This is a genomic window from Paracoccaceae bacterium (genome assembly GCA_012103375.1).
Classification (GTDB): Bacteria; Pseudomonadota; Alphaproteobacteria; order Rhodobacterales; family Rhodobacteraceae; genus WLWX01.
The window spans coordinates 3,333,689-3,353,226 of the sequence record WLWX01000001.1 but is presented as its reverse complement, the minus strand read 5'-3'; the positions used below and the strand labels follow the sequence as shown (position 1 = coordinate 3,353,226).

Here is a 19,538-nt window from a genome sequence, read left to right as displayed (position 1 = left end):
TCGCGGCTACATGTTCGCCCGTTCGATATAGGCCCGCAGCTCGTCCGTTTCGTGGCGTGCATGTTGCAGGCCTTCCATGGCGGCGCGCAGCTCGGTCTCGGTCTGGTTCAGCTGGCCCATCAGCTCTTCTTCACGCTCGTTCATATAGGTGACCGCCTGATCGCGGGTCTCCTCGGCCTCCTGCAGGGCATCTGCCATCTGGTCCAGCTGTCCCACATCTGCGGTGCTGGTGCGCGACATGCGATGCACCAGCCACGAGGCAAACCAGCCCACCAGAAAGGCAACCAGCAGGACAAGGGCGGTGGTGATGATAAACTCAGTTCTGCTCATTGCTGCCTTCTGCCGTATCCGTCTGTCCATCGGCAAGGGTGAATTCGATGCGTCGGTTCGCTTCGCGTCCTGCGTCAGTCTCGTTACTGGCGATCGGAGAGGATTCGCCATACCCCTTGGCGGTCAGCGACCCGGTCGACACACTGCGCGCCAGCAACGCGTCCAGCACCGCCTCGGCGCGCGACTGGCTAAGGCGCAGGTTCAGATCCTCGCCGCCCTGGCTGTCGGTGTGGCCGCCGATTTCCATCTGCACCGTGTCACATTCGGCCACCAGCACGGCGACCCGATCCAGGATTTCGCGGGCCGACGGGTCAATCTCGGGCGAACCCGATGCAAATGCGATCTTGCTGTCGCCCAGGACCGCATTGATCCGGCTGACGCATTCGTCAGGTGTCGGGATCGCTAACACAGGGTCCAGCGCTTCGTCGTATTTGACGTCAAGCCTGTAAGTCGCAGACGCGCCCAATTTGTCAGCCAGCAGCCGAGAGATTTCGGCCTGCGCGTCATCGTCGCCGGTCGTGCCCGAGATATCGACGAAATCTGGCGTGACCTTCACCGTGCCGGAATTCAGCAACGACAGTGCTTCCAGCGATGCCAGCACCCGGATCGTCCATCCCGCCGGTGTGGCCTGATCAATCCGGGTCGAGGCCGCGACCCTGTCGATCCCGAACCGGGCCCGCGCGAAAGAGGCCGTGGCGCGCTGCGTCAGCTCATCACTCATCTTGCCGCGCATCTGCACGGCACCGTCCGGGGCAAGCCGGGCGACGAAATCGGCGTCTTCGTCCAGCCCTTCGATCAGTTTGCTGGCGTCAACGGCCGGCAGCACGGCATGGAGCGTGAAGATTTCCGGCAGGGCGGATTCCAACTCGCTCGCCTCACGTTCGAACAGGCCCGACGGGGTCGCGGCCAGGCCGACCAGCGTGACGTCCACATCCGAATAGGTGATTGTTCCTCCGCCGATCCGGTCCAGCGTGCCAATCCCCAATGCAACCGCATTGCCCCAGTCCGGCGTCGGAGAGCCGAGACCAAGCGTACAGGTCGCCCGCCCGGTCAGCCCGGCGGCGATGGCGGCCACCAGAATCTGTTCGCGCGCCTCGGCGGTGTCTGCTGAACAGGCGTCGAAACGCGCTGTGTCGCCGTCGTCCACCATCCGCAGCGTAAACGGCGTTATCACCGGACGCGGGGCCGAGATATCCAGCGCCAGCGTGAAACTGGTCGGGGCGCGCGCTGTCAGGTCATTCTCTAGCCGCCGCTTGAGTTCCGGGCTGTCCGCAATCGCGGTCACGGCGACCCGGTCCGCGGCCACGGAAATTTTGGAACGCGGCAGCGCATCCAGCGCGTCGATGGCAAAGTTCAGCGCTGCTTCCCAGCCGCGCGGACGGGCATAATCTGCGATCTCAAGCAGGTCCGACACTTCGGTCCCGTCCGAGATGTCTTTGACGCGCTGGACGATGCCGGCGCGGTCAACCTCGGCCGGGATCAGCCCGATCAGGGAAATGCCACCATCATTGCGCAGAATCTCGATCGAGAACCGGGGCGCGGATCCGTCTGCCCCCTCTAGCACATGCATTTCGTCAATGATGCACGATGGGTCTACGACATCGCTTGCCGCCGACATGGCGCGAAAGCGCGTCACCTCATCGTCGGCGGTGCCATGCAGGATCACCTGCATCCCGTCGGCGCTGACCTCGACCCATGTCAGGCCCTCGGCTTCCAGTATTTCGGTAATGCTGTCGACCGACCGGGTTTCGATCACGCGCGCCGCAAAGACCGCAAAGCCGAAACAGGCGATTGCGGCTGCAAAGAAGGTCAGGGCGACCGGGAGGGAGGAGATGTACTTCATATCCGCGCCATAGGTCTTAGAACGCCCAGCCGGGCGCGTCTACCAGGCGACACAGGCCAGAACCAGAAAACCGGCAAGGATCAGCCCAGTGTCGCGGCAGCGGCGGAAGGTCAGCATACAGCTTTTTGGATCGCCCTCGTCCAGGTTGCGCAACAGCCAGGCCATGTGCCAGCCCATCGCCCAGACGCCGCCCAGGCCAAGGACCATCGCCATTGGCGTCTGCAACGGGGCAAGGGCGGCGATTACGGCAAGGGCCAAAAGGCAGACCGTGGCGGCAAGAAACCCGCGCAGCCAATTGCGGCTGCTGTCCCCGAACAGGCGGGCCGTGGATTTGACGCCGATCAGCGCGTCATCCTCGATATCCTGATGGGCATAGATCGTGTCGTAAAACAGTGTCCAGACGATCCCGCCGACATAGAGGATCACCGCAGGCAGCCCGAGGGCGCCGGTATGTGCCGTCCAGGCCAGCAGCGCGCCCCAGTTGAAGGCAAGGCCCAGGAACACCTGCGGCCACCAGGTGAACCGCTTGGCGAATGGATAGATCGCGACCGGAATGAGCGAGGCAAAGCCAAGCAGGATCGCAGCGGGTGGAAAACTCAGCAGGATTGCCAGTGCGGCCAACGCCTGCACCGCCATCCAGACAAGCGACTTGCGAACCGAGGTCTGACCGGACGGGATCGGGCGCGACCTTGTCCGGGCGACGCTGGCGTCAATCTTGTGATCGGTGATGTCATTCCAGGTGCAGCCCGCCCCGCGCATCAGAAACGCGCCCATTGCGCAGCCGACTGCGATCCAGAGGTCAAACAGACCAAAGCGCCCGGTGGTCGCGCTGGCCAGCAGCAGGCCCCACCAGCAGGGGATCAGAAGCAGCCAGGTGCCGATCGGGCGATCAGCGCGGGACAGGCGCAGATAGGGGCGCGACCAGGCCGGGGCATGGCTGTCCACCCAATTGCCGCCCACGGCATCGGCGACTTCTCCGGTTGCGGGAGGCGTCTGCTCTGGCATCGGCGGGGGGGCGACCATATGTTCGCCTCCATGAAGCGTGCGAAAATCAGACTGTATGTAGACCAGCCGCTGGACGCGGGGCAATCCGTCCCGCTGTCGCAGGCGCAGGCGCAGTATCTGTTTGCGGTCATGCGGCTGGGGGTGGGCGGCGTTGTGGCGCTGTTCAACGGGCGTGATGGCGAATGGCAGGCCGAGGTGGTCGAGGCGGGCAAACGCGGCGGCGCGCTGGTCTGCACGGCGCAATCGGCGGCCCAGAAAAACCCGCCCGACCTGTGGCTGCTGTTCGCGCCAATCAAGAAGGCCCGTACCGACTTCATCGTCGAGAAAGCCGCCGAAATGGGAGCGGCGCGGATTTGCCCGGTGCAGACCGACTTCACCAATGCCGAGCGTATTCGACAGGACCGCCTGCAGGCGCATGCGGTCGAAGCCGCAGAACAATGCGGTGGAACATTCGTGCCCGAAGTGCCCGAGTTGCGACCACTTGCGAAGGTCCTGGACGACTGGCCCCAGGACCGCCGCCTGATGGTGCCCGACGAGTCTCTGGTTGGCGCGGGTGAGGGTCTGGGCGCGGCACCGGTGGGACAATGGGCGATCCTGATCGGACCCGAAGGCGGGTTTTCGCAGGCCGAGCGGTCGCGGCTGGCGACCCTGCCATTTGTCACCCGCGTCAGCCTGGGCCCGCGCATCCTGCGCGCCGATACGGCGGCGGTGGCCGCGATGACCCTGTGGCAGATGGCATTGGGGGATTGGTGATGGTCAAGCCGCTGATCCGCCTGCACCTGTTCTTTGCGACCCAGAACGACCGGGCCGTGATCTTGCGGCAGGGGCCGTCCAAGACCTTCCGCCTGATCCTGTGGCATCGCGATACCGATACGTTCGAGGATGGCCAGTGGCTGAAACACAAGGTCTATGCCGAACGCTGTGATCTGTCGCCGGATGGGCAGCATTTCATCTTCTTTGCGCTGAATGGTGATTGGAGTGGTGAGGCCATGGGCAGCTATACCGCCCTGTCCCGCCCGCCTTATTTCACCGCCCTGTCGCTGTTCCCCGAAGGGGATACCTGGGGTGGGGGCGGGCGGTTCCTCAGCAATCGCCATTATGTCGCCTCGGGCGGTGCCGACATCATCGGCCGGGATGACGGGCTGGACCGATTGTTTCACGTGGAACAGATTAAGAACGAATTAACAGAGCTGGCGCGGGTGGACGGGCGGCGCATCAAACTCAGCACTGCGTGGCAGGCCCGACTGAAGGCCGCTGAACCAGTGGGTGTGACCCATGCGCGTGACCTATATGATACCCAGGGCGGATGCCTTTTTCGCCGGCATGGCGATGACATGACCCTGATTCGCGACTTCACCGAGATGGAGTTCAAGGCGATCCGCGCCCCTTATGACTGGCGGGCTGATCCGGCGGACATGGCGGACGCGGCGCCATGGCATCCGCTGAACGACGAGGCACATACATGACCGGTTTCATCCGCCCCGAACTGCGCGATGGTATCATGCAATGGCGTGAGGCGCTGGGCGGTCTGGTCCTGCTTGCGCTTGGTCTGTGGTGGGCGTTGACCGGGGGCGGGCCGCTGGCGCTGGTCGGCTGGTTGCTTATCATTGGTGGTGCGGCGCTGGCCTTGACGGGTGCGCAGCGGGCGCGGTTTCGCACCGGGCAGGGTGGTCCGGGCGTTGTGGCGGTGGACGAACGACAACTCAGCTATTTCGGCCCGCTAGAGGGCGGCGTGATGGATGTCGAAAACCTGCGCCTGCTGGAACTGGAACCCGACGCCCGCCCATCGCCGCATTGGGTGCTGACCGACATCACCGGCGCGCGACTGCATATCCCGACGACAGCCGAAGGGGCTGAGGCGCTGTTTGACGTCTTTGCCACCCTGCCCGGGATCAGGACCGAGGCGATGCTGGCACGTCTTGGCCGCGCGCCCGATCAGCGGGTGACGATCTGGGAACGGGTGCCGGTTCGCCTGCACTGAACTTCGCGCACAGGTGACCGGAACGACTGTCCGTCCTGTCACCCGCGTCGCGGCCGGGTGACAGGACGTTCCGTCAGGCGGCAAGGCCGCGCGCCGCGGACGCTTTGGCCCAGTGGTAGTGCGGTGCGCGGTCGCCACGGGCAAAGCGGATCACCTCGGCGATGTCGATCACCAGCGATACAAGGTTGGTGGCAAACAGCACCGCAATCCAGGTCGCCAGTGCGGGGTCAGCCTGAATTGCCTCGGCCCGGGTGGCCATCCAGATGAACATCGGGACCCACATCAGATGCACGATCCCCAGAACCCGGGTAAAGCCGATCCGCTGGTAAATCGCCGCCTGAACAATCACGGCCAGGCCCGTAACGGCCAGCAAGACCTGCGCTTCCACATGGGTGATGAACAACAGGCATCCGCCATTCACCGCCAGAAGCCAGATCGCCCAGATACGGGGGACGGGCCGAAACCTGAGGCAGACAACGCCAAACAACTCCAGAACACTTCTTATTCCATCTTTCATCTTACTTCTCCTGCTTGCACCGGATCCGTCCGGCATAGGCGCTGCCTACAACCCGGCGGGGTTGCGCAGATACTGCGCCGGACGTAGCAATTCACTACGGATTGCGTAGTTCATGGGTCCGCTGCGGACACAGGCGCGAGGGAGAACTGAATGCCACGTTGCGGACAATTCTGCCCGATCGCGAAATCGACCGAAATCCTGGGAGAGCCATGGTCGATTCTGATCGTTCGCGAACTTTTGCTGGGCAGCAACCGATTCTCAACATTGCAACGTGGTCTTCCGCGGATCTCGCCGACGGTTCTGACCACGCGCCTGAAAGCGCTTGAGGCGGGCGGCGTCATCGTCAAACGCAAACTGACCGGCCAGCGCGGTCACGAATACCGCCTGACCGCCGCCGGAAAAGAACTGTCGTCGGTTGTCGAGGCGCTTGCCGTCTGGGGCATGCGCTGGGCACGCGATGAAATGGAAGACTCCGATCTGGACGTGACCTTCCTGATGTTCGATGTGCAGCGAAACATCGTCACCGATGAGCTTCCGGGCGGAGAGGTCGTGCTGTGCTTCCAGTTTCCCGATCTGGACGCATTCGCGCGGTGGTGGATTGTCTGCAACGGGTCCGAGGTGGATCTGTGCTATCAGGATCCCGGCAAGGACGTGGACGCCTATGTCACCGCCACATCCCGCGACATGATCGACATATGGATGGGTGATCTGAGAATTGACCAGGCGCGCGCCGCCGATCGCCTGGCACTGATCGGAGAGCCGGCGATCTGCAACCGCTTTCGGCGTTGGTTCCCGCTATCGTCGGCCGCCGCAGTCCCGCGGCCACAAGAACGTGAACGATTGACCCTCTGACCTGCCGGGGCAACTGCCGGGTTTTGCCGGTACCAAGATTGACACCCGCCGCCACCTCGCCCAGATGATTCACACCTGTCCGCTTCAACCGAAAGGCCGCGTCCCATGTCCATTCCTCAGTCCGGTGGCGGCCCGATCGAACACCACGACCAGCTTGCGCAATATCTTTCGGACGGCTGTAAGCCGAAGGAAGATTGGCGGATCGGGACCGAGCATGAGAAATTCGGCTATTGCCAGGATACGCTTTTGCCGCTGCCTTATGAGGGCGAACGCTCGGTCCGGGCGGTGCTGGAAGGGCTGCGCGACCGGTTCAGCTGGGCCCCGGTCATGGAAGGCGCGCACATCGTGGGGCTGGAAAAGGACGGCGCCAACGTCAGCCTGGAACCGGGCGGGCAATTGGAACTGTCCGGCGCACCGCTGGAGACGATCCACGAAACCTGTGACGAGGTGAACAGCCATCTGGCCGAGGTGAAATCCGTCGCCGACGAAATCGGCGTGCGCTTCATCGGCCTTGGGGCGGCACCGGAATGGTCGCATGAGCAAATGGATCTGATGCCCAAGGGCCGATACAAGCTGATGAACGACTATATGCAGCGCGTCGGCACCCACGGCACGCAGATGATGCGGCGGACCTGCACGGTGCAGGTGAACTTGGATTTCGGGTCCGAGGCGGACATGGTCCAGAAGCTGCGCGTGGCGATTGCACTGCAGCCGGTGGCCACGGCGCTGTTTGCAAATTCTCCGTTCTTTGACGGCAAGCTGAATGGGCATAAAAGCTGGCGGTCCCGTATTTGGCGCGGGCTGGATGCGGACCGGACCGGCATGGTGCCGTTTGTCTTTGACGAAGGCTTCGGGTTTGAGGCTTGGGTGCAATACGCCCTCGATGTGCCGATGTACTTCGTCTATCGCGAAGGGCGATATATCGACGCGCTGGGCATGTCGTTTCGTGATTTCCTGAAAGGTGAATTGCATGCCCTGCCAGGCGAAACCCCGACCCTGTCAGACTGGGCGGATCACCTGACCACCCTGTTTCCCGAAGCGCGGATCAAGAAGTTCATCGAAATGCGTGGCGCCGATGGCGGCCCCTGGCGGCGGCTTTGCGCGCTGCCCGCGTTGTGGGTTGGCCTGTGCTATGACCAGACCGCGCTGGATGCCGCCTGGGATCTGGCCAAGGGCTGGGATGCTGACACGCGTGAGGCTTGGCGGGTCGAAGCCTCGGTCCATGGTTTGCAGGCCGAGGTTGGCGGACGTTCCATGCACGATCTTGCGCGAGAGGTCGTCGCAATCGCCGAGGCTGGCCTCGCCGCCCGCGCCCGCCCCGGTGCAGGCGGGTTGATCCCGGATGAGACGCATTTTCTGAATGCGCTGAAGGAAAGCCTGGACACCGGAAAGACGGCAGCGGATGAGCTGCTGGACCGGTATCATGGCGACTGGGGTGGGGATCTGAAACAGATCTATGCGGACTACAGTTACTGAGCGGGCCGTTCTTCCAGCGGCAGCGGATCACGCACCGTGGAATGTCCCTCTTCGAACAGCGCAATGGCCTGAATGCATGGCTGCGCGCCATAGCCATCGCACCAGGTTCCATGACGACCGATCAGCAGCACCGGGGACTCGTTGAAGGTTGCAACCTGCCACAACCCACCCGTCCAACTGCGTGAGGTGGTGCCGTTGTGGATGACGTGAATGATGCTGCCGCCTGAGCCATGCCACAGCGCATAATTCAACGAACAGAACACGAAGTTGAAGTCGAGGATCGCGTCATCCTCGGCCCCGTCTTCGTCCAGATCCCAGAACGACAGGGCCTCATTCTCGACCAGCAATTCCGGTGTCGGGGCGTTCGGGTCGGCGGCTTTGACATCGGCGATGCATTCAGCGCGCGCGGCATCGAGAATTTCGGATGCGCGCGGCGCGTCCTGCGCTGCGGCTGGCAGGGCGAAGGCAACGACGAGGCAGATCGGCGCCGCTGACCTCACCCGTCGCGCCCGACGGGTGGCATACGGCTTGCGGCGAATTCGCCGTCGTCGTGCCCACCGCCGCCGCCCAGCGGATCGGGGCCAAAGCGGTTCGGGCCGTCCGTGCCTTTCAGGATCAGCATCACAAACAGGACGATGACCAACACGAAGGCACCAATCCCGGATGCCGCGGCCAGAATGCCAGCGTTGATAGCCCCCATCAGGAAGGCAAGCGCCATCGCGCCGTAAGGCGCCAGCATCCACCAACCGCTCATATTGCGGTCATGCAGGCGGCGCGCCGTCACGGCCAAGTTTGGCAGCAATACCGCCAGCCCGAAAACCCCCGACAGAATTGGCGTGTTGGTCGAGGCTGAAAAGCCGGTATCGGTCGTGACCACATCGCCAAAAAGCGCCGAGTCGACGAACGACAAGACCAGCGAAATCAACCAGATCGCCAGAACCCACCACCAGAATTCCGACCTTTGCGCGCGCCCTGAAAAATCAACGTATTTTGAGAAACACGTGCGAACTGCTTCACCAATTCCCATGATCTATCCCTTCTTGCCGATCCGCGGTTCTGTCCCGTTGACGATCCTGCGGATGTTCGCAGCATGCCTCAGCCAGACCAATGCGCCAAGCAAGGCGGCCAGAACGGTCATTTCGCCATGACCCAAAAGCCACAGCCAGACGGGGGCCGTTGCGGCGCAGATCAGCGCAGAGAGGGATGAGATGCGGAACAGGATCGCCACAACCAGCCACGTCAAGCAGGCTGCCAGCCCTCCCAAGAAGGACAGTGCCAGCAGTGTTCCGAGGAAGGTCGCGACGCCTTTTCCGCCGCGGAACCGCAGATAGATCGGGTAGATGTGGCCCAGAAAGGCGAAAAATCCGGCGATCTGTGCGGCATCCTCGCCCACTAGGGCGCGCGCGATCAGGACCGCAATCGCGCCTTTTCCGGCGTCCAGCACCAGCGTCAGAAACGCCGCCAGCTTGTTGCCGGTGCGCAGAACATTGGTGGCGCCGATATTGCCTGACCCGATGGCACGCAGATCGCCCAGGCCGAAGACCCGTGCAACAACAATCCCGAACGGAACCGAGCCCAGAAGATAGGCCGCCAGCGCCACCAGCGCCAGCGTGGACGGGGCGGATTCAAACGCTGGCATGATCACCCGCAATCGGGAAGACCTGTGCCCCGCCCACCCAGGTGCCCCGCACCTGACCCTGCATCCGTGCCTCGTCAAAGGGCGTGTTCTTGGATTTCGACTGTAGGACAAAGCGATCCATCACGAAGGGCGCGTCCGGGTCGAACAGAACCAGATCGGCAGGCGCGCCGGTGGTCAGCGATCCGCCGGGCAGGCCAAGACGCCGGGCAGGATTGGCCGACAGCGCGCGAAACAACTGCGGCAGGCTAAGCGCGCCAGCGTGGTACAGGCGCATCGCGGCGGGCAGCAGGGTTTCCAGCGCGACGGCACCGCTGGCCGCTTCTTCGAACGGCAGGCGTTTGCTTTCTTCGTCCTGCGGCGTGTGCATCGAGCTGATGATGTCGATCATCCCGCTGGCGACCGCCTCGACCAATGCAATGCGGTCATCCTCGCTGCGCAGGGGCGGTTTCAGTTTGAAGAAGGTGCGATAGTCGCCCACATCCAGCTCGTTCAGGGTCAGGTGGTGGATGTTGACCCCGGCGCTGACGTTCAGCCCGGCGGATTTGGCACGCTGCAATGCGGGCAGGGCAGCGGCGGCGGACAGGTTGTCGGCGTGATAGGCGGCACCGGTCATTTCGACCATCGCCAGATCGCGTTCCAGGCCCAGCCGCTCGGCCATCGGTGACACGGCTGGCAGCCCGCGCAGCGAGGCGAATTTGCCCGATGTTGCCGCCGCCCCCTTGCTGAGGCCCGGATCCTGCGGGTGCGCGATCACCAGCGCGTTAAGGGATCGCGCATAGGTCAGGGCGCGGGCAAAGACCTTGGTGTCTGTGATCACCCGGTCGCAATCGGTGAAGGCGACAGCGCCGGCGTCGGCGTCGGACAGAAACCCGACCTCGACCATTTCACGTCCGTCGCGCCCCTTGGTCAGCGCAGCCATATGGGCAACCCGAACCGAGGCGGTTTCGCGGGCGCGGCGGGTGACGAATTCCAGAACCTCGGGCGTGTCGATCGCCGGGTCCGTGTCGGGGCGGGTGACCATTGTGGTCACGCCCCCGGCGGCGGCGGCGCGCCCGGCGGTGCGGTAGCTTTCTTTGTGCCGTTCACCGGGCTCCGAGACCTTGACGCCCACGTCGATGATGCCGGGCGCAAGGCACAGGCCCGAACACTCCACAACCTCGGCCGTTTTGGGCGCATCCGTTGCAATGACACCATCGACAACACACAGGTCGCCGTCGCGCGGCGTGTCGTGGTCGGGATCAATCAGGCGGGCACCACGAAAAATCGTGGCACTCATCCGGTTTCTATCCCGGCGCTGTCTTTTTGAATGAACCGCATCATTTTATGGACCCGCCGTGCATCACCAATCATCTCGAATCCGGCGCGGCGATTACGTCCACGGCGATTCCCGGTGAACCATATCGTGCCAAGACCGCGACGTCGCTCCTGAAATTCGAGGCGTGTTTTGGCGTCGATGGGATACTCCGCCAGCTTACTGCCAAACAATTGCCGGGCGACAATGGCGCGCCGGTCGGTCAGCGTGTACCAGGTGCGCCGCCGACGAAGCGTATCCCAGATATATTGCCCCACCAACAAATAGAGGCCAATCAGCGCGACAGGTATCGATAGCGCCGGAAGTACCCAGTGCCACAGACCCTCACCCAGGGTCATTTCGAAGGTCACATTGGCGAGGAACAGGGCAATCGCCAACAGGACGGCGCCCTGAACCGACTTGCCGAGCGACGACAGGCCAAGCCGCAACCGGCCATCCGGGCGGCCCTGCCACAGGATACGCTCATCATCTTCAAGCTGGCCGGCCCATCCCGAATGGGCTGGCATCAGTGTGTCGCTTCGGATGTTCATCGTCGTATTGATCGGCCTGTCCCGGTGCCGGCCGCCTCGGATGTGCGGACGGGCTTATGCTACTTCACACACGCCAGCTCTACCATAGGTTGAGTCGGCGTGGCCCGGAACTTTTGCACAACTGTCACAGTCTAGCCCCCCGGCGATACCAGCATGCCACAGGTGCACGCCGATTCGCCACGGCTTTCCGTGTGCTTAGCGGGTTTGCTTTGCGACGTCGGCCTGAATCCGCCGTATCAGGGCGTAGACCTCATGCCCGTCGGGGATCCGTTCAAAGCCTACGCCTACGGTATAGGCTCCATTTTTCGAACGCCGAACCTCGCGCGCGAAATGTACCGAAGGCGGGTCGTTGTCTTCCAGCGTCAGCACCGTTTCCGAGGTGATCGGATAGGATTTCAGCCGCCGCCCCACCACCGGCAGATTGGTGGCAATAAAGGCCCGCCGGTCAGACAATGAATAGAAGGTGCGCCGCTGCTTGAACCTCCCCCAGAACAGGCTGCCGATGATCAGGCCGACGCCGACCGAGAAATGGATCAGGCCAAACGCCCAGAAGCCGCCGCCGATCGACGCGGCCATGACCATCCAGAAAACCGCAAACCCTGCAAAAATCGCCCCAAAGGCGGCAAGGGCCACATTGCGTATGCGCAGGTGCAATCCGGGGGCAGGCGCGCCTTGCCAGATGATCTCCTCCCCCGGGTCAAGCAGGCCTTCCCAGCCCCGGACGCGGGTCACACCATCACCCCTTCCGGATGCGCCCCCACATTGCGGGTCAGCAGGTCCATTGCCGCCATGCGCACGGCCACGCCCATCTCGACCTGTTCCTGAATGACCGAGCGGTTGATGTCATCGGCCAGGATCCCGTCAATCTCGACCCCGCGGTTCATCGGCCCCGGATGCATGACGATGGCGTCCGGTTTGGCGGCGCGCAGTTTGGCCGGGTCCAGCCCGAAGCGGTGGTAATATTCCCGCTCAGACGGGATAAAGCCGCCGTCCATGCGTTCCTTCTGCAGCCGCAGCATCATCACCACATCGGCATCGGCCAGACCGGCCTCCATGTCGTCTGTCACCTCGACCCCCCAATCGGCGGCCCCGGCGGGGATCAGCGTCGGCGGGCCGACCAGCCGCACCCGGTTTTCCATCTTGCCCAGCAGCAGAATGTTCGAGCGCGCGACGCGGCTGTGTGCAATATCGCCACAGATCGCCACGGTCAGGCGATGCAGCCGCCCCTTGGCGCGCCGTATCGTCAACGCATCCAGCAGCGCCTGCGTCGGATGCTCATGCCGCCCGTCTCCGGCGTTCAGAACCGCGCAGTTCACCTTGTCCGCCAGCAGGTTCACAGCACCGGAATGCGGATGCCGCACCACCAGCAGATCGGGATGCATCGCGTTCAGCGTAAGCGCCGTGTCGATCAGCGTTTCGCCCTTTTTAATCGAACTGGCCTGCATCGCCATGTTCATCACATGCGCGCCCAAGCGCAGACCGGCGATTTCAAAACTCGCCTGGGTGCGGGTCGAGTTTTCGAAGAACATGTTCACCTGCGTCTTGCCCGCCAGCGCCTGACTGGATTTTTGGGCCGAGCGGTTGAGGTCGACATATTGGTTCGACACGTCAAGCAGGGTGGTGATTTCGTCCGGGGACAGCGGTTCGATGCCCAGCAGGTGGCGTTTGGCGAATGTCATCGGCGGCCCTTCGCGGTTTTGTCGGCTTATAGGAAGTGGCGGGTCATGGGACAAGCGGTCGGGCATTTACGCGCGCCGCCCCGCAGCATAGCCTGTGTCGCGATGGATGGCAGTGATCCCCATATGCTGAAGGCCCTGCTGGATTGGCAAGCCGAACTGGGCGCGGATGAGCCGATTGGCGATACGCCGGTCGATTGCTATGCGCTGCCCGACAAGCTGGGCAAGCCCGATATGCCAACGCCCGAGGTCAAATCAGCCTCGGCACCGGCGGTGGTACATGCCGACAAGCCGGACGCCGGGCGGTTCATTGGTGCGGCGCGTGCAGCGGCCGAGGGGGCTGCGGACCTTGCGGCGCTGAAAGCGGCAGTTGAAGCCTTTGAAGGCTGTGAGCTGAAGCGCGGCGCAAAAACCACCGTCTTTGCCGATGGCAACCCGGCGGCGCAGGTGATGGTGATTGGGGAGGCACCGGGACGTGACGAGGATGCCGCCGGTCTGCCCTTTGTCGGCGCAGCCGGGCGTCTGCTGGACAAGATGTTTGCAGCCATCGGGATGGCCCGAGACGGGGAAGCGGCTGACAACAGCCTTTATATCACCAACGTCCTGCCGTGGAGGCCGCCACAGAACCGCACCCCGACACCGGAAGAGATTGCGATGCTGAAACCGTTTCTGGAACGGCATGTGGCGCTGGCCGACCCGGATATTCTGGTGATCATGGGCAATGTCGCCTGCTCGGCGATCCTTGGCAGAACCGGCGTTACCCGTCTGCGCGGCAAATGGGATCAGGCGATGGACCGTCCCGCCCTGCCGATGTTTCACCCCGCCTACCTGCTGCGCACCCCGGCCGCCAAGCGCGAGGCCTGGGCAGATTTGCTGAGCTTGCAGTCGAGGGTGCGCGGATGACAAACTTCCTGCCCACCCGCATCGCTGTCCTGACCGTCAGCGACACCCGCACCCAGGCGGATGACCGGTCCGGCGACACGCTTGTTCAGCGCCTGACCGACGCCGGTCACACCCTTGCAGCGCGGACCATCCTGCCGGATGATCGTTCCGCCATTGCCGATCAGCTGCGCGCCTGGTGCGCGGACCCGGAAATCGACGTGGTGCTGTCCACCGGCGGCACGGGCCTGACGGGCCGCGATGTCACGGTCGAGGCGCATCGCGATGTCTATGAAAAGGAAATCGACGCCTTTGGCACCGTCTTCACCATCGTCTCGATGAAAAAAATCGGAACCTCGGCGGTGCAATCGCGGGCCACGGGCGGGGTGGCGAATGGGACGTATCTGTTCGCTCTGCCCGGCTCTCCCGGGGCGTGCAAGGATGCCTGGGACGAGATTCTGGCGCCGCAGCTAGACCTTCGCCACAGGCCCTGCAATTTTGTTGAGATCATGCCACGGCTGGACGAACATCTGCGACGGAAATGACCGCCTGCTGCGTAACACCATTATGTGTTGGTGTTTTCCTTGCGCTGCCCTAGATTCATGCATCGACACCGCCTTTAGGGATCGGATCTGACCCATGCGTTTTCTGCGCCGCTCACTCGTCGGTATCGTGCTTCTGGCCGTCACCATCGCATTAATTGCGCTGGCAGGTGACATGGTGCGCGGGGCGCTAAAGACGCGGCTCGCCGATGATCCGCGCCCTCGTGAAGCGCGTGAACGGGTGTTTGCGGCAAATGTGATCACAGTGGAACCCGGCGTCATCACGCCGGTGCTGGATACGTTCGGAGAGATTCGCGGCCGCCGGTCGCTGGAACTGCGCGCGACATCGGGCGGAGCGGTGATTGAACTGGGCGCGGGCGTGGAAGAAGGCGGTGCGGTCGCGGCGGGCGATCTGCTGGTACGAATTGATCCAGTGGTTGCTCAGGCGGCGCTGGATGTCGCCCGTGCCGACCTGTCAGAGGCCGAGGCGGAAGCCCGCGATGCTGCCCGCGCGCTGGAATTGGCCGAGGCGGACGTTGCGGCGGCGCAAGCGCAGGCGGAATTGCGCAAACAGGCGCTGCTCCGGCAGGAAGACCTGCGTGCACGCGGGGTCGGGACCGAGGCGGCGGTGGAAACCTCGGCGTTGGCGGCGGCTTCGGCGGATCAGGCGGTGTTGTCGCGCAGGCAGGCGCTGGCGGCGGCACAGACCCGGATTGATCAGGCGGCGCTGCGCCTGGACCGCGTTTCAATCGCCTTGGCCGAGGCGCGGCGCGGCCTTGCCGAGACCGAGATTTTTGCCGAGTTCGATGGCGTCCTCAGCGATGTCACCGTGGTGCAGGGCGGGCTGGTGGCGAACAATGAACGTCTGGCCAGTCTGATCGATCCAGCAGCGCTGGAAGTCGCTTTTCGGGTGTCCACTGCGCAGTATACCCGATTGCTGGATGAGGGGCGTTTGCGCCGGGCCGAGGTTGCCGTGTCACTGGATGTGGCAGGCGTTGATCTGATTGCAACAGGCCAGATCAGTCGCGAAAATGCCGCCGTTGGGGACGGTCAGACTGGGCGCTTGTTGTTTGCCGAACTTGCGCAGACCGGCGGCTTTCGTCCGGGCGATTTCGTGACAGTCCGGGTTGAAGAACCCCCGCTGCGCGGAGTGGCGCAATTGCCCGCATCCGCCGTTGATGCCGCCGGGACTGTACTGGCGCTGGGCGCAGAGGATCGCCTGGAAGCGGTTGAGGCCACGGTTCTGCGCCGCCAGGGCGACGATGTTCTGGTACGCGCCCGCGCGCTGGCCGGGCGCGAGGTTGTGGCAGAACGCTCACCCTTGCTTGGTGCCGGGATCAAGATCCGTCCGATCCGCGAGGGGGCATCGACCGAAGCGCCCGAGGCACCGGCGATGGTCGAACTGTCAGACGAACGTCGCGCCAAACTGATCGCCTTTGTCGAGGCCAACAAGCGCATGCCTGCCGAGGCCAAGCAGCGCGTTCTGGCGCAATTGTCGGAACCGAGCGTTCCGGCCCGCGTGGTCGAACGCATCGAATCCCGGATGGGAGGCTAGGCCATGGCGATGCGGCGGTTTGAGGGGACCGGCGGCATCCTTGGATATTTTGCGCGCCATTGGACGGCGGCCAACCTGCTGCTGGTTGTGATGATGGTGCTGGGGCTGACCGCCCTGCCGCAGATGCGCAGCCAGTTTTTCCCCGATGTGATCATCGACGATGTCACCGTAAGCGTCCGCTGGGACGGCGCCGGGGCCGATGATGTGGACGCCGCCATCGTGCAATTGATGGAACCGGCGTTGTTGACCGTCGAAGGTGTCGAAAGCTCGACGGCGCGGTCGCGCGAAGGCAATGCCTCGATCACGCTGGAGTTTGAACCGGGCTGGGATATGGCGCGGGCGGCGGATGATGTGCAGGCCGCCGTCGATGCGGTCAGCAATCTGCCCGAGGATGCCGAGGATCCCAACGTGCGGCGCGGTGCCTGGCGCGACCGGGTCACCGACGTTGTGATCACAGGGCCGGTCGGCGTTGATCAACTGGGCCGTTTCGCCGATGAATTCGTCGCCCGTTTATTCGCCGAGGGGGTCACAAGGACCACGATCCGGGGGGTCGCCGCGCCCGAGGTGGTGGTCGAAGTCCCCTCGATCAGTTTGATCCGGCACGATCTGACCATGGCGGCCATCGCCTCGGCCATCGCTGCCGAGGCTGAGGCGGATCCTGCCGGAGATGTCGCAGGCACCGCGCGGGTGCGCACCGGGGTGGCCAAGCGCAGTTCCGCGCAGATCGCCGATATTGTCCTACGCTCGAACCCCGATGGATCGAAGCTGCGGATTGGCGATGTCGCGACCGTGCGCAGCGAGGGGATTGACCGCAATCGCGCCTATTTCGTCGGGCCGGATCCGGCGATTTCCATTCGGGTGGACCGCACGGATCGGGGTGACGCGATTGGCATGCAGCGTCAGGTCGAGGCGGTGGCCGCCGACATGGTTCTGACCCTGCCCGCAGAGGTGAATATCGATCTGATCCGCACAAGGGCCGAGGCGATCACCGGGCGTTTGAAGTTGCTGCTGGATAACGGCGCGCTGGGTCTGGCGCTGGTTGTCGGGCTGCTGTTCCTGTTCCTGAACGCGCGCACGGCATTCTGGGTTGCCGCCGGCATTCCGGTGGCGGTGACCGCGACCTTCGCGCTGATGTTCGCCTTTGGGCTGACGATCAACATGATCTCGCTTTTTGTGCTGATCATCACGTTGGGGATCGTGGTGGATGACGCGATTGTCGTGGGTGAGCATGCGGATTTCCGCGTGCGACGCCTTGGTGAAGACCCGACGACGGCGGCAGAGAACGCCGCGCGGCGGATGTTCCCGCCGGTCTTCTCGGCCACGCTGACGACGGTGATCGCGTTTTTCGGTCTTGTTGCGGTCGGCGGACGCTTTGGCGACTTGATCAAGGACATCCCGTTTACAGTGATCGTGGTTCTGATCGCCTCACTCGTTGAGTGTTTTCTGATCCTGCCGAACCATATGGCGCATGCGCTGAAGCATTCGGCCAGGGAACATTGGTATGATTTCCCCAGCCGGGTGGTGAACCGCGGGTTTTCCTGGTTGCGCGAGAATCTGTTCCGCCCGCTGATGGCCGGGGTGATCTGGGCGCGCTATCCGGTGATTGCCGGGGTGATCGTGATCCTTGCCAGCCAGGTGTCGATCTTCATTCGCGGTGATGTGCAATGGCGGTTCTTCAACGCGCCGGAACGCGGGTCAGTCTCGGGCAATTTCGCGATGACCGAAGGGGCGACGCGGGCCGATACGCTGGCGATGATGCGGACCTTGCAGAACACGGTTGAGGAGCTTGGCGCAACGTATGAGGCCGAGCATGGGCGCAATCCGCTGGATTATGTGATTGCCGAGATTGGCGGGACCACCGGGCGCGGGCTGTCAGGCGTGGACACCAAGGATGCCTCACTTCTGGGCTCGGTCGCGATTGAGCTGATTGATGCAGACTTGCGGCCCTATTCCTCTTTCGCATTTGTGGCCGCTTTGCAGGACGCGGTGCCACGCCATCTGCTGCTGGAAACCATCAGCTTTCGCGGCTGGCGGTCCGGCCCGGGCGGTGATGCGCTGGACGTCGAACTTTTCGGGTCGTCCGCTGAGACGCTGAAGGCGGCGGCCGAAGACCTGAAGACCAGCGTTGCGCAATTCCCCGAAGTATCGGCGGTCGAGGATAGCCTGGCCTTCGACAAGGAAGAACTGATCCTAGACCTCACGCCGCAGGGTCTTGCGCTGGGGATCACCATTGACGAGTTGGGCCGGGTTCTGCGGAACCGCCTGAACGGCATCGAAGCGGCAACCTTCCCGGATGGCACACGCTCGGCCAGCATCCGGGTGGAACTGCCCGAGGGGGAGCTGACGGCGGATTTCCTGGACCGGACGCAGGTGCGTACCGGGTCGGGGACCTATGTGAACCTGGCCGACATCGTGTCGGTCGACCGACGCGCCGGGTTTTCGACGGTCCGGCGAGAGAACGGTCTGCGCGTCGTTTCGGTCACCGGTGATGTGTCCGAGGATGATCCGGCCCGCGCGCAGGCGATCATGCAGGCGCTGCAAGAGACTATTCTGCCCAAACTGGAAGAGGATTTTGGCGTTGTCACCCGGATGGGCGGTCTTGCGGAACAGGAAAACCGGTTCCTCAGCGATGCGCTGACCGGGTTGGTTCTGTGTCTGGCGGGGATCTATCTGGTGCTGGGGTGGATCTTCTCCAGCTGGACGCGGCCGATGGTGGTGATGGCGATCATTCCGTTTGGGCTGATCGGGACGATCTACGGCCATGTCGCCTGGGAGGTCCCGCTGAGCATGTTCACGGTCGTCGGGCTGATCGGGATGACCGGGATCATCATCAACGATTCCATCGTGCTGGTGACAACGATTGACGATTATGCCCAGGATCGGGGCCTGTTTCCGGCGATTATCGACGGGGCGGCGGATCGGCTGCGCCCGGTGTTGCTGACCACGCTGACCACGGTTCTTGGGCTGACGCCGCTGCTGTTCGAGCGGTCAGCACAGGCGCAATTCCTGAAGCCGACGGTGATCACGCTGGTCTATGGTCTGGGTTTTGGCATGGTGCTGGTGTTGCTGGTGGTGCCGTCGCTGATGGCGATGCAGCACGATGTGCGCCGGCAGTTGCAGTCGGTGCGACGCGCCCTGACCGGGCGGGCCGGGGCAGCCGGGATTGCGACACGCCTGACCGCCCTGCTGGCCGCTGGTTGGTTTGCCGCGACCATCGGCTGGACGCTGGCCACGGGGGCAATGCCCGGTCCGCTGAGCGCACTCGCAGGTGGCGACACGGGATCACCGGTTATGGCTGCGGCGCTGTTTGTTGCCGGTGTGGCCGCGTTGGCGGTGTTGGCCTATGGGGCCGTGGCACTGATCGTCGCAACCACCGGACAGCGGCGCGCGGGTTGATCTGC

Annotated in this window: 20 protein-coding genes; 9 read left to right on the top strand and 11 right to left on the bottom strand. The window is 63.7% G+C overall.

The window, feature by feature from the left end; translation table 11 throughout:
• Positions 1 to 6 precede the first annotated feature (6 nt).
• From GKR99_17175 to GKR99_17165, 3 genes are read right to left on the bottom strand one after another with little or no spacing between them, the layout of a single operon-like run.
• Positions 7 to 330 (bottom strand): hypothetical protein, encoded by a 324-nt coding sequence (locus GKR99_17175; GenBank protein ID NKB29187.1) that lies wholly within the window; start codon positions 328 to 330, stop codon positions 7 to 9.
• Positions 317 to 2,173, bottom strand: a complete 1,857-nt coding sequence (locus GKR99_17170) for an OmpA family protein (GenBank protein ID NKB29186.1) — start codon at positions 2,171 to 2,173, stop codon at positions 317 to 319. The genes GKR99_17175 and GKR99_17170 overlap by 14 nt, the downstream gene beginning before the upstream one ends.
• A gap of 39 nt (positions 2,174 to 2,212) precedes the next feature.
• Entirely contained in the window at positions 2,213 to 3,595 is a 1,383-nt protein-coding gene (locus tag GKR99_17165; GenBank protein NKB29185.1) for a 4-hydroxybenzoate octaprenyltransferase, read from the bottom strand.
• Positions 3,596 to 3,631: 36 nt separating this feature from the next.
• Between GKR99_17165 and GKR99_17160 the strand changes: the two genes are divergently transcribed.
• Genes GKR99_17160 through GKR99_17150 form a run of 3 tightly spaced genes read left to right on the top strand, consistent with a single transcriptional unit; the run spans position 3,632 to position 5,159 of the window.
• The gene (locus GKR99_17160) at positions 3,632 to 3,931 is read left to right on the top strand and encodes an RsmE family RNA methyltransferase (GenBank protein NKB29184.1); all 300 of its coding nucleotides are present in this window, start codon (positions 3,632 to 3,634) and stop codon (positions 3,929 to 3,931) included.
• Positions 3,931 to 4,644 carry a hypothetical protein gene (locus GKR99_17155; protein NKB29183.1) on the top strand — a complete coding sequence of 238 codons (714 nt, stop codon included), beginning with the start codon at positions 3,931 to 3,933 and terminating at the stop codon, positions 4,642 to 4,644. Before GKR99_17160 ends, GKR99_17155 begins: the two co-directional genes overlap by 1 nt.
• A complete protein-coding gene (locus tag GKR99_17150; GenBank protein ID NKB29182.1) occupies positions 4,641 to 5,159 on the top strand; it encodes a hypothetical protein in 519 nt (172 codons plus the stop codon). The genes GKR99_17155 and GKR99_17150 overlap by 4 nt, the downstream gene beginning before the upstream one ends.
• Positions 5,160 to 5,232: 73 nt before the next feature.
• Here the strand turns inward: GKR99_17150 and GKR99_17145 are convergent, their stop codons facing one another.
• The gene (locus GKR99_17145; GenBank protein ID NKB29181.1) at positions 5,233 to 5,676 is read right to left on the bottom strand and encodes a hypothetical protein; all 444 of its coding nucleotides are present in this window, start codon (positions 5,674 to 5,676) and stop codon (positions 5,233 to 5,235) included.
• A gap of 150 nt (positions 5,677 to 5,826) precedes the next feature.
• Between GKR99_17145 and GKR99_17140 the strand changes: the two genes are divergently transcribed.
• Positions 5,827 to 6,528, top strand: a complete 702-nt coding sequence (locus GKR99_17140; GenBank protein NKB29180.1) for a transcriptional regulator — start codon at positions 5,827 to 5,829, stop codon at positions 6,526 to 6,528.
• Positions 6,529 to 6,633: 105 nt separating this feature from the next.
• A complete protein-coding gene (locus GKR99_17135) occupies positions 6,634 to 8,004 on the top strand; it encodes a glutamate--cysteine ligase (GenBank protein NKB29179.1) in 1,371 nt (456 codons plus the stop codon).
• Here the strand turns inward: GKR99_17135 and GKR99_17130 are convergent.
• From GKR99_17130 to GKR99_17100, 7 genes are all read right to left on the bottom strand, one after another.
• Positions 7,998 to 8,504, bottom strand: coding sequence for a hypothetical protein (locus GKR99_17130; GenBank protein NKB29178.1), 507 nt, complete (start codon positions 8,502 to 8,504; stop codon positions 7,998 to 8,000). The genes GKR99_17135 and GKR99_17130 overlap by 7 nt on opposite strands.
• Positions 8,501 to 9,031 (bottom strand): DUF805 domain-containing protein, encoded by a 531-nt coding sequence (locus tag GKR99_17125; GenBank protein ID NKB29177.1) that lies wholly within the window; start codon positions 9,029 to 9,031, stop codon positions 8,501 to 8,503. Before GKR99_17125 ends, GKR99_17130 begins: the two co-directional genes overlap by 4 nt.
• Before the next feature lie 3 nt (positions 9,032 to 9,034).
• Positions 9,035 to 9,643: a glycerol-3-phosphate 1-O-acyltransferase PlsY gene (gene plsY, locus GKR99_17120; GenBank protein ID NKB29176.1), complete on the bottom strand. Its 609-nt coding sequence runs from the start codon at positions 9,641 to 9,643 to the stop codon at positions 9,035 to 9,037.
• Entirely contained in the window at positions 9,630 to 10,919 is a 1,290-nt protein-coding gene (locus GKR99_17115; protein NKB29175.1) for an amidohydrolase family protein, read from the bottom strand. The genes plsY and GKR99_17115 overlap by 14 nt, the downstream gene beginning before the upstream one ends.
• Positions 10,916 to 11,383, bottom strand: a complete 468-nt coding sequence (locus tag GKR99_17110) for a hypothetical protein (GenBank protein ID NKB29174.1) — start codon at positions 11,381 to 11,383, stop codon at positions 10,916 to 10,918. Before GKR99_17110 ends, GKR99_17115 begins: the two co-directional genes overlap by 4 nt.
• 297 nt (positions 11,384 to 11,680) lie before the next feature.
• The gene (locus tag GKR99_17105; GenBank protein NKB29173.1) at positions 11,681 to 12,217 is read right to left on the bottom strand and encodes an aspartate carbamoyltransferase catalytic subunit; all 537 of its coding nucleotides are present in this window, start codon (positions 12,215 to 12,217) and stop codon (positions 11,681 to 11,683) included.
• Complete coding sequence (locus GKR99_17100) at positions 12,214 to 13,164, bottom strand: aspartate carbamoyltransferase catalytic subunit (protein NKB29172.1); 951 nt, start codon at positions 13,162 to 13,164, stop codon at positions 12,214 to 12,216. The genes GKR99_17105 and GKR99_17100 overlap by 4 nt, the downstream gene beginning before the upstream one ends.
• A 102-nt stretch (positions 13,165 to 13,266) precedes the next feature.
• Between GKR99_17100 and GKR99_17095 the strand changes: the two genes are divergently transcribed.
• The 4 genes from GKR99_17095 (at position 13,267) to GKR99_17080 (ending at position 19,533) form a co-directional block, all read left to right on the top strand.
• Positions 13,267 to 14,064, top strand: a complete 798-nt coding sequence (locus GKR99_17095; protein NKB29171.1) for a uracil-DNA glycosylase — start codon at positions 13,267 to 13,269, stop codon at positions 14,062 to 14,064.
• On the top strand, positions 14,061 to 14,585 hold the full coding sequence (moaB, locus tag GKR99_17090; protein NKB29170.1) for a molybdenum cofactor biosynthesis protein B: 525 nt from the start codon (positions 14,061 to 14,063) through the stop codon (positions 14,583 to 14,585). Before GKR99_17095 ends, moaB begins: the two co-directional genes overlap by 4 nt.
• A 94-nt stretch (positions 14,586 to 14,679) precedes the next feature.
• Complete coding sequence (locus GKR99_17085; protein ID NKB29169.1) at positions 14,680 to 16,137, top strand: HlyD family efflux transporter periplasmic adaptor subunit; 1,458 nt, start codon at positions 14,680 to 14,682, stop codon at positions 16,135 to 16,137.
• Between the two features lie 9 nt (positions 16,138 to 16,146).
• Complete coding sequence (locus tag GKR99_17080) at positions 16,147 to 19,533, top strand: AcrB/AcrD/AcrF family protein (protein ID NKB29168.1); 3,387 nt, start codon at positions 16,147 to 16,149, stop codon at positions 19,531 to 19,533.
• Positions 19,534 to 19,538: the final 5 nt, after the last annotated feature.

Coding starts and splice junctions, on each gene's coding strand:
- GKR99_17150 (NKB29182.1), top strand. CDS start 4,641: ATGACCGGTTTCATCCGCCCCGAACTGCGCGATGGTATCATGCAATGG.
- GKR99_17125 (NKB29177.1), bottom strand. CDS start 9,031: ATGGGAATTGGTGAAGCAGTTCGCACGTGTTTCTCAAAATACGTTGAT.
- plsY (NKB29176.1), bottom strand. CDS start 9,643: ATGCCAGCGTTTGAATCCGCCCCGTCCACGCTGGCGCTGGTGGCGCTG.
- GKR99_17145 (NKB29181.1), bottom strand. CDS start 5,676: ATGAAAGATGGAATAAGAAGTGTTCTGGAGTTGTTTGGCGTTGTCTGC.
- GKR99_17170 (NKB29186.1), bottom strand. CDS start 2,173: ATGAAGTACATCTCCTCCCTCCCGGTCGCCCTGACCTTCTTTGCAGCC.
- GKR99_17085 (NKB29169.1), top strand. CDS start 14,680: ATGCGTTTTCTGCGCCGCTCACTCGTCGGTATCGTGCTTCTGGCCGTC.
- GKR99_17115 (NKB29175.1), bottom strand. CDS start 10,919: ATGAGTGCCACGATTTTTCGTGGTGCCCGCCTGATTGATCCCGACCAC.
- GKR99_17100 (NKB29172.1), bottom strand. CDS start 13,164: ATGACATTCGCCAAACGCCACCTGCTGGGCATCGAACCGCTGTCCCCG.
- GKR99_17165 (NKB29185.1), bottom strand. CDS start 3,595: ATGCGCCTGCAGGCGGTCCTGTCGAATACGCTCGGCATTGGTGAAGTC.
- GKR99_17135 (NKB29179.1), top strand. CDS start 6,634: ATGTCCATTCCTCAGTCCGGTGGCGGCCCGATCGAACACCACGACCAG.
- GKR99_17155 (NKB29183.1), top strand. CDS start 3,931: ATGGTCAAGCCGCTGATCCGCCTGCACCTGTTCTTTGCGACCCAGAAC.
- GKR99_17080 (NKB29168.1), top strand. CDS start 16,147: ATGCGGCGGTTTGAGGGGACCGGCGGCATCCTTGGATATTTTGCGCGC.
- GKR99_17175 (NKB29187.1), bottom strand. CDS start 330: ATGAGCAGAACTGAGTTTATCATCACCACCGCCCTTGTCCTGCTGGTT.
- moaB (NKB29170.1), top strand. CDS start 14,061: ATGACAAACTTCCTGCCCACCCGCATCGCTGTCCTGACCGTCAGCGAC.
- GKR99_17140 (NKB29180.1), top strand. CDS start 5,827: ATGCCACGTTGCGGACAATTCTGCCCGATCGCGAAATCGACCGAAATC.
- GKR99_17095 (NKB29171.1), top strand. CDS start 13,267: ATGGATGGCAGTGATCCCCATATGCTGAAGGCCCTGCTGGATTGGCAA.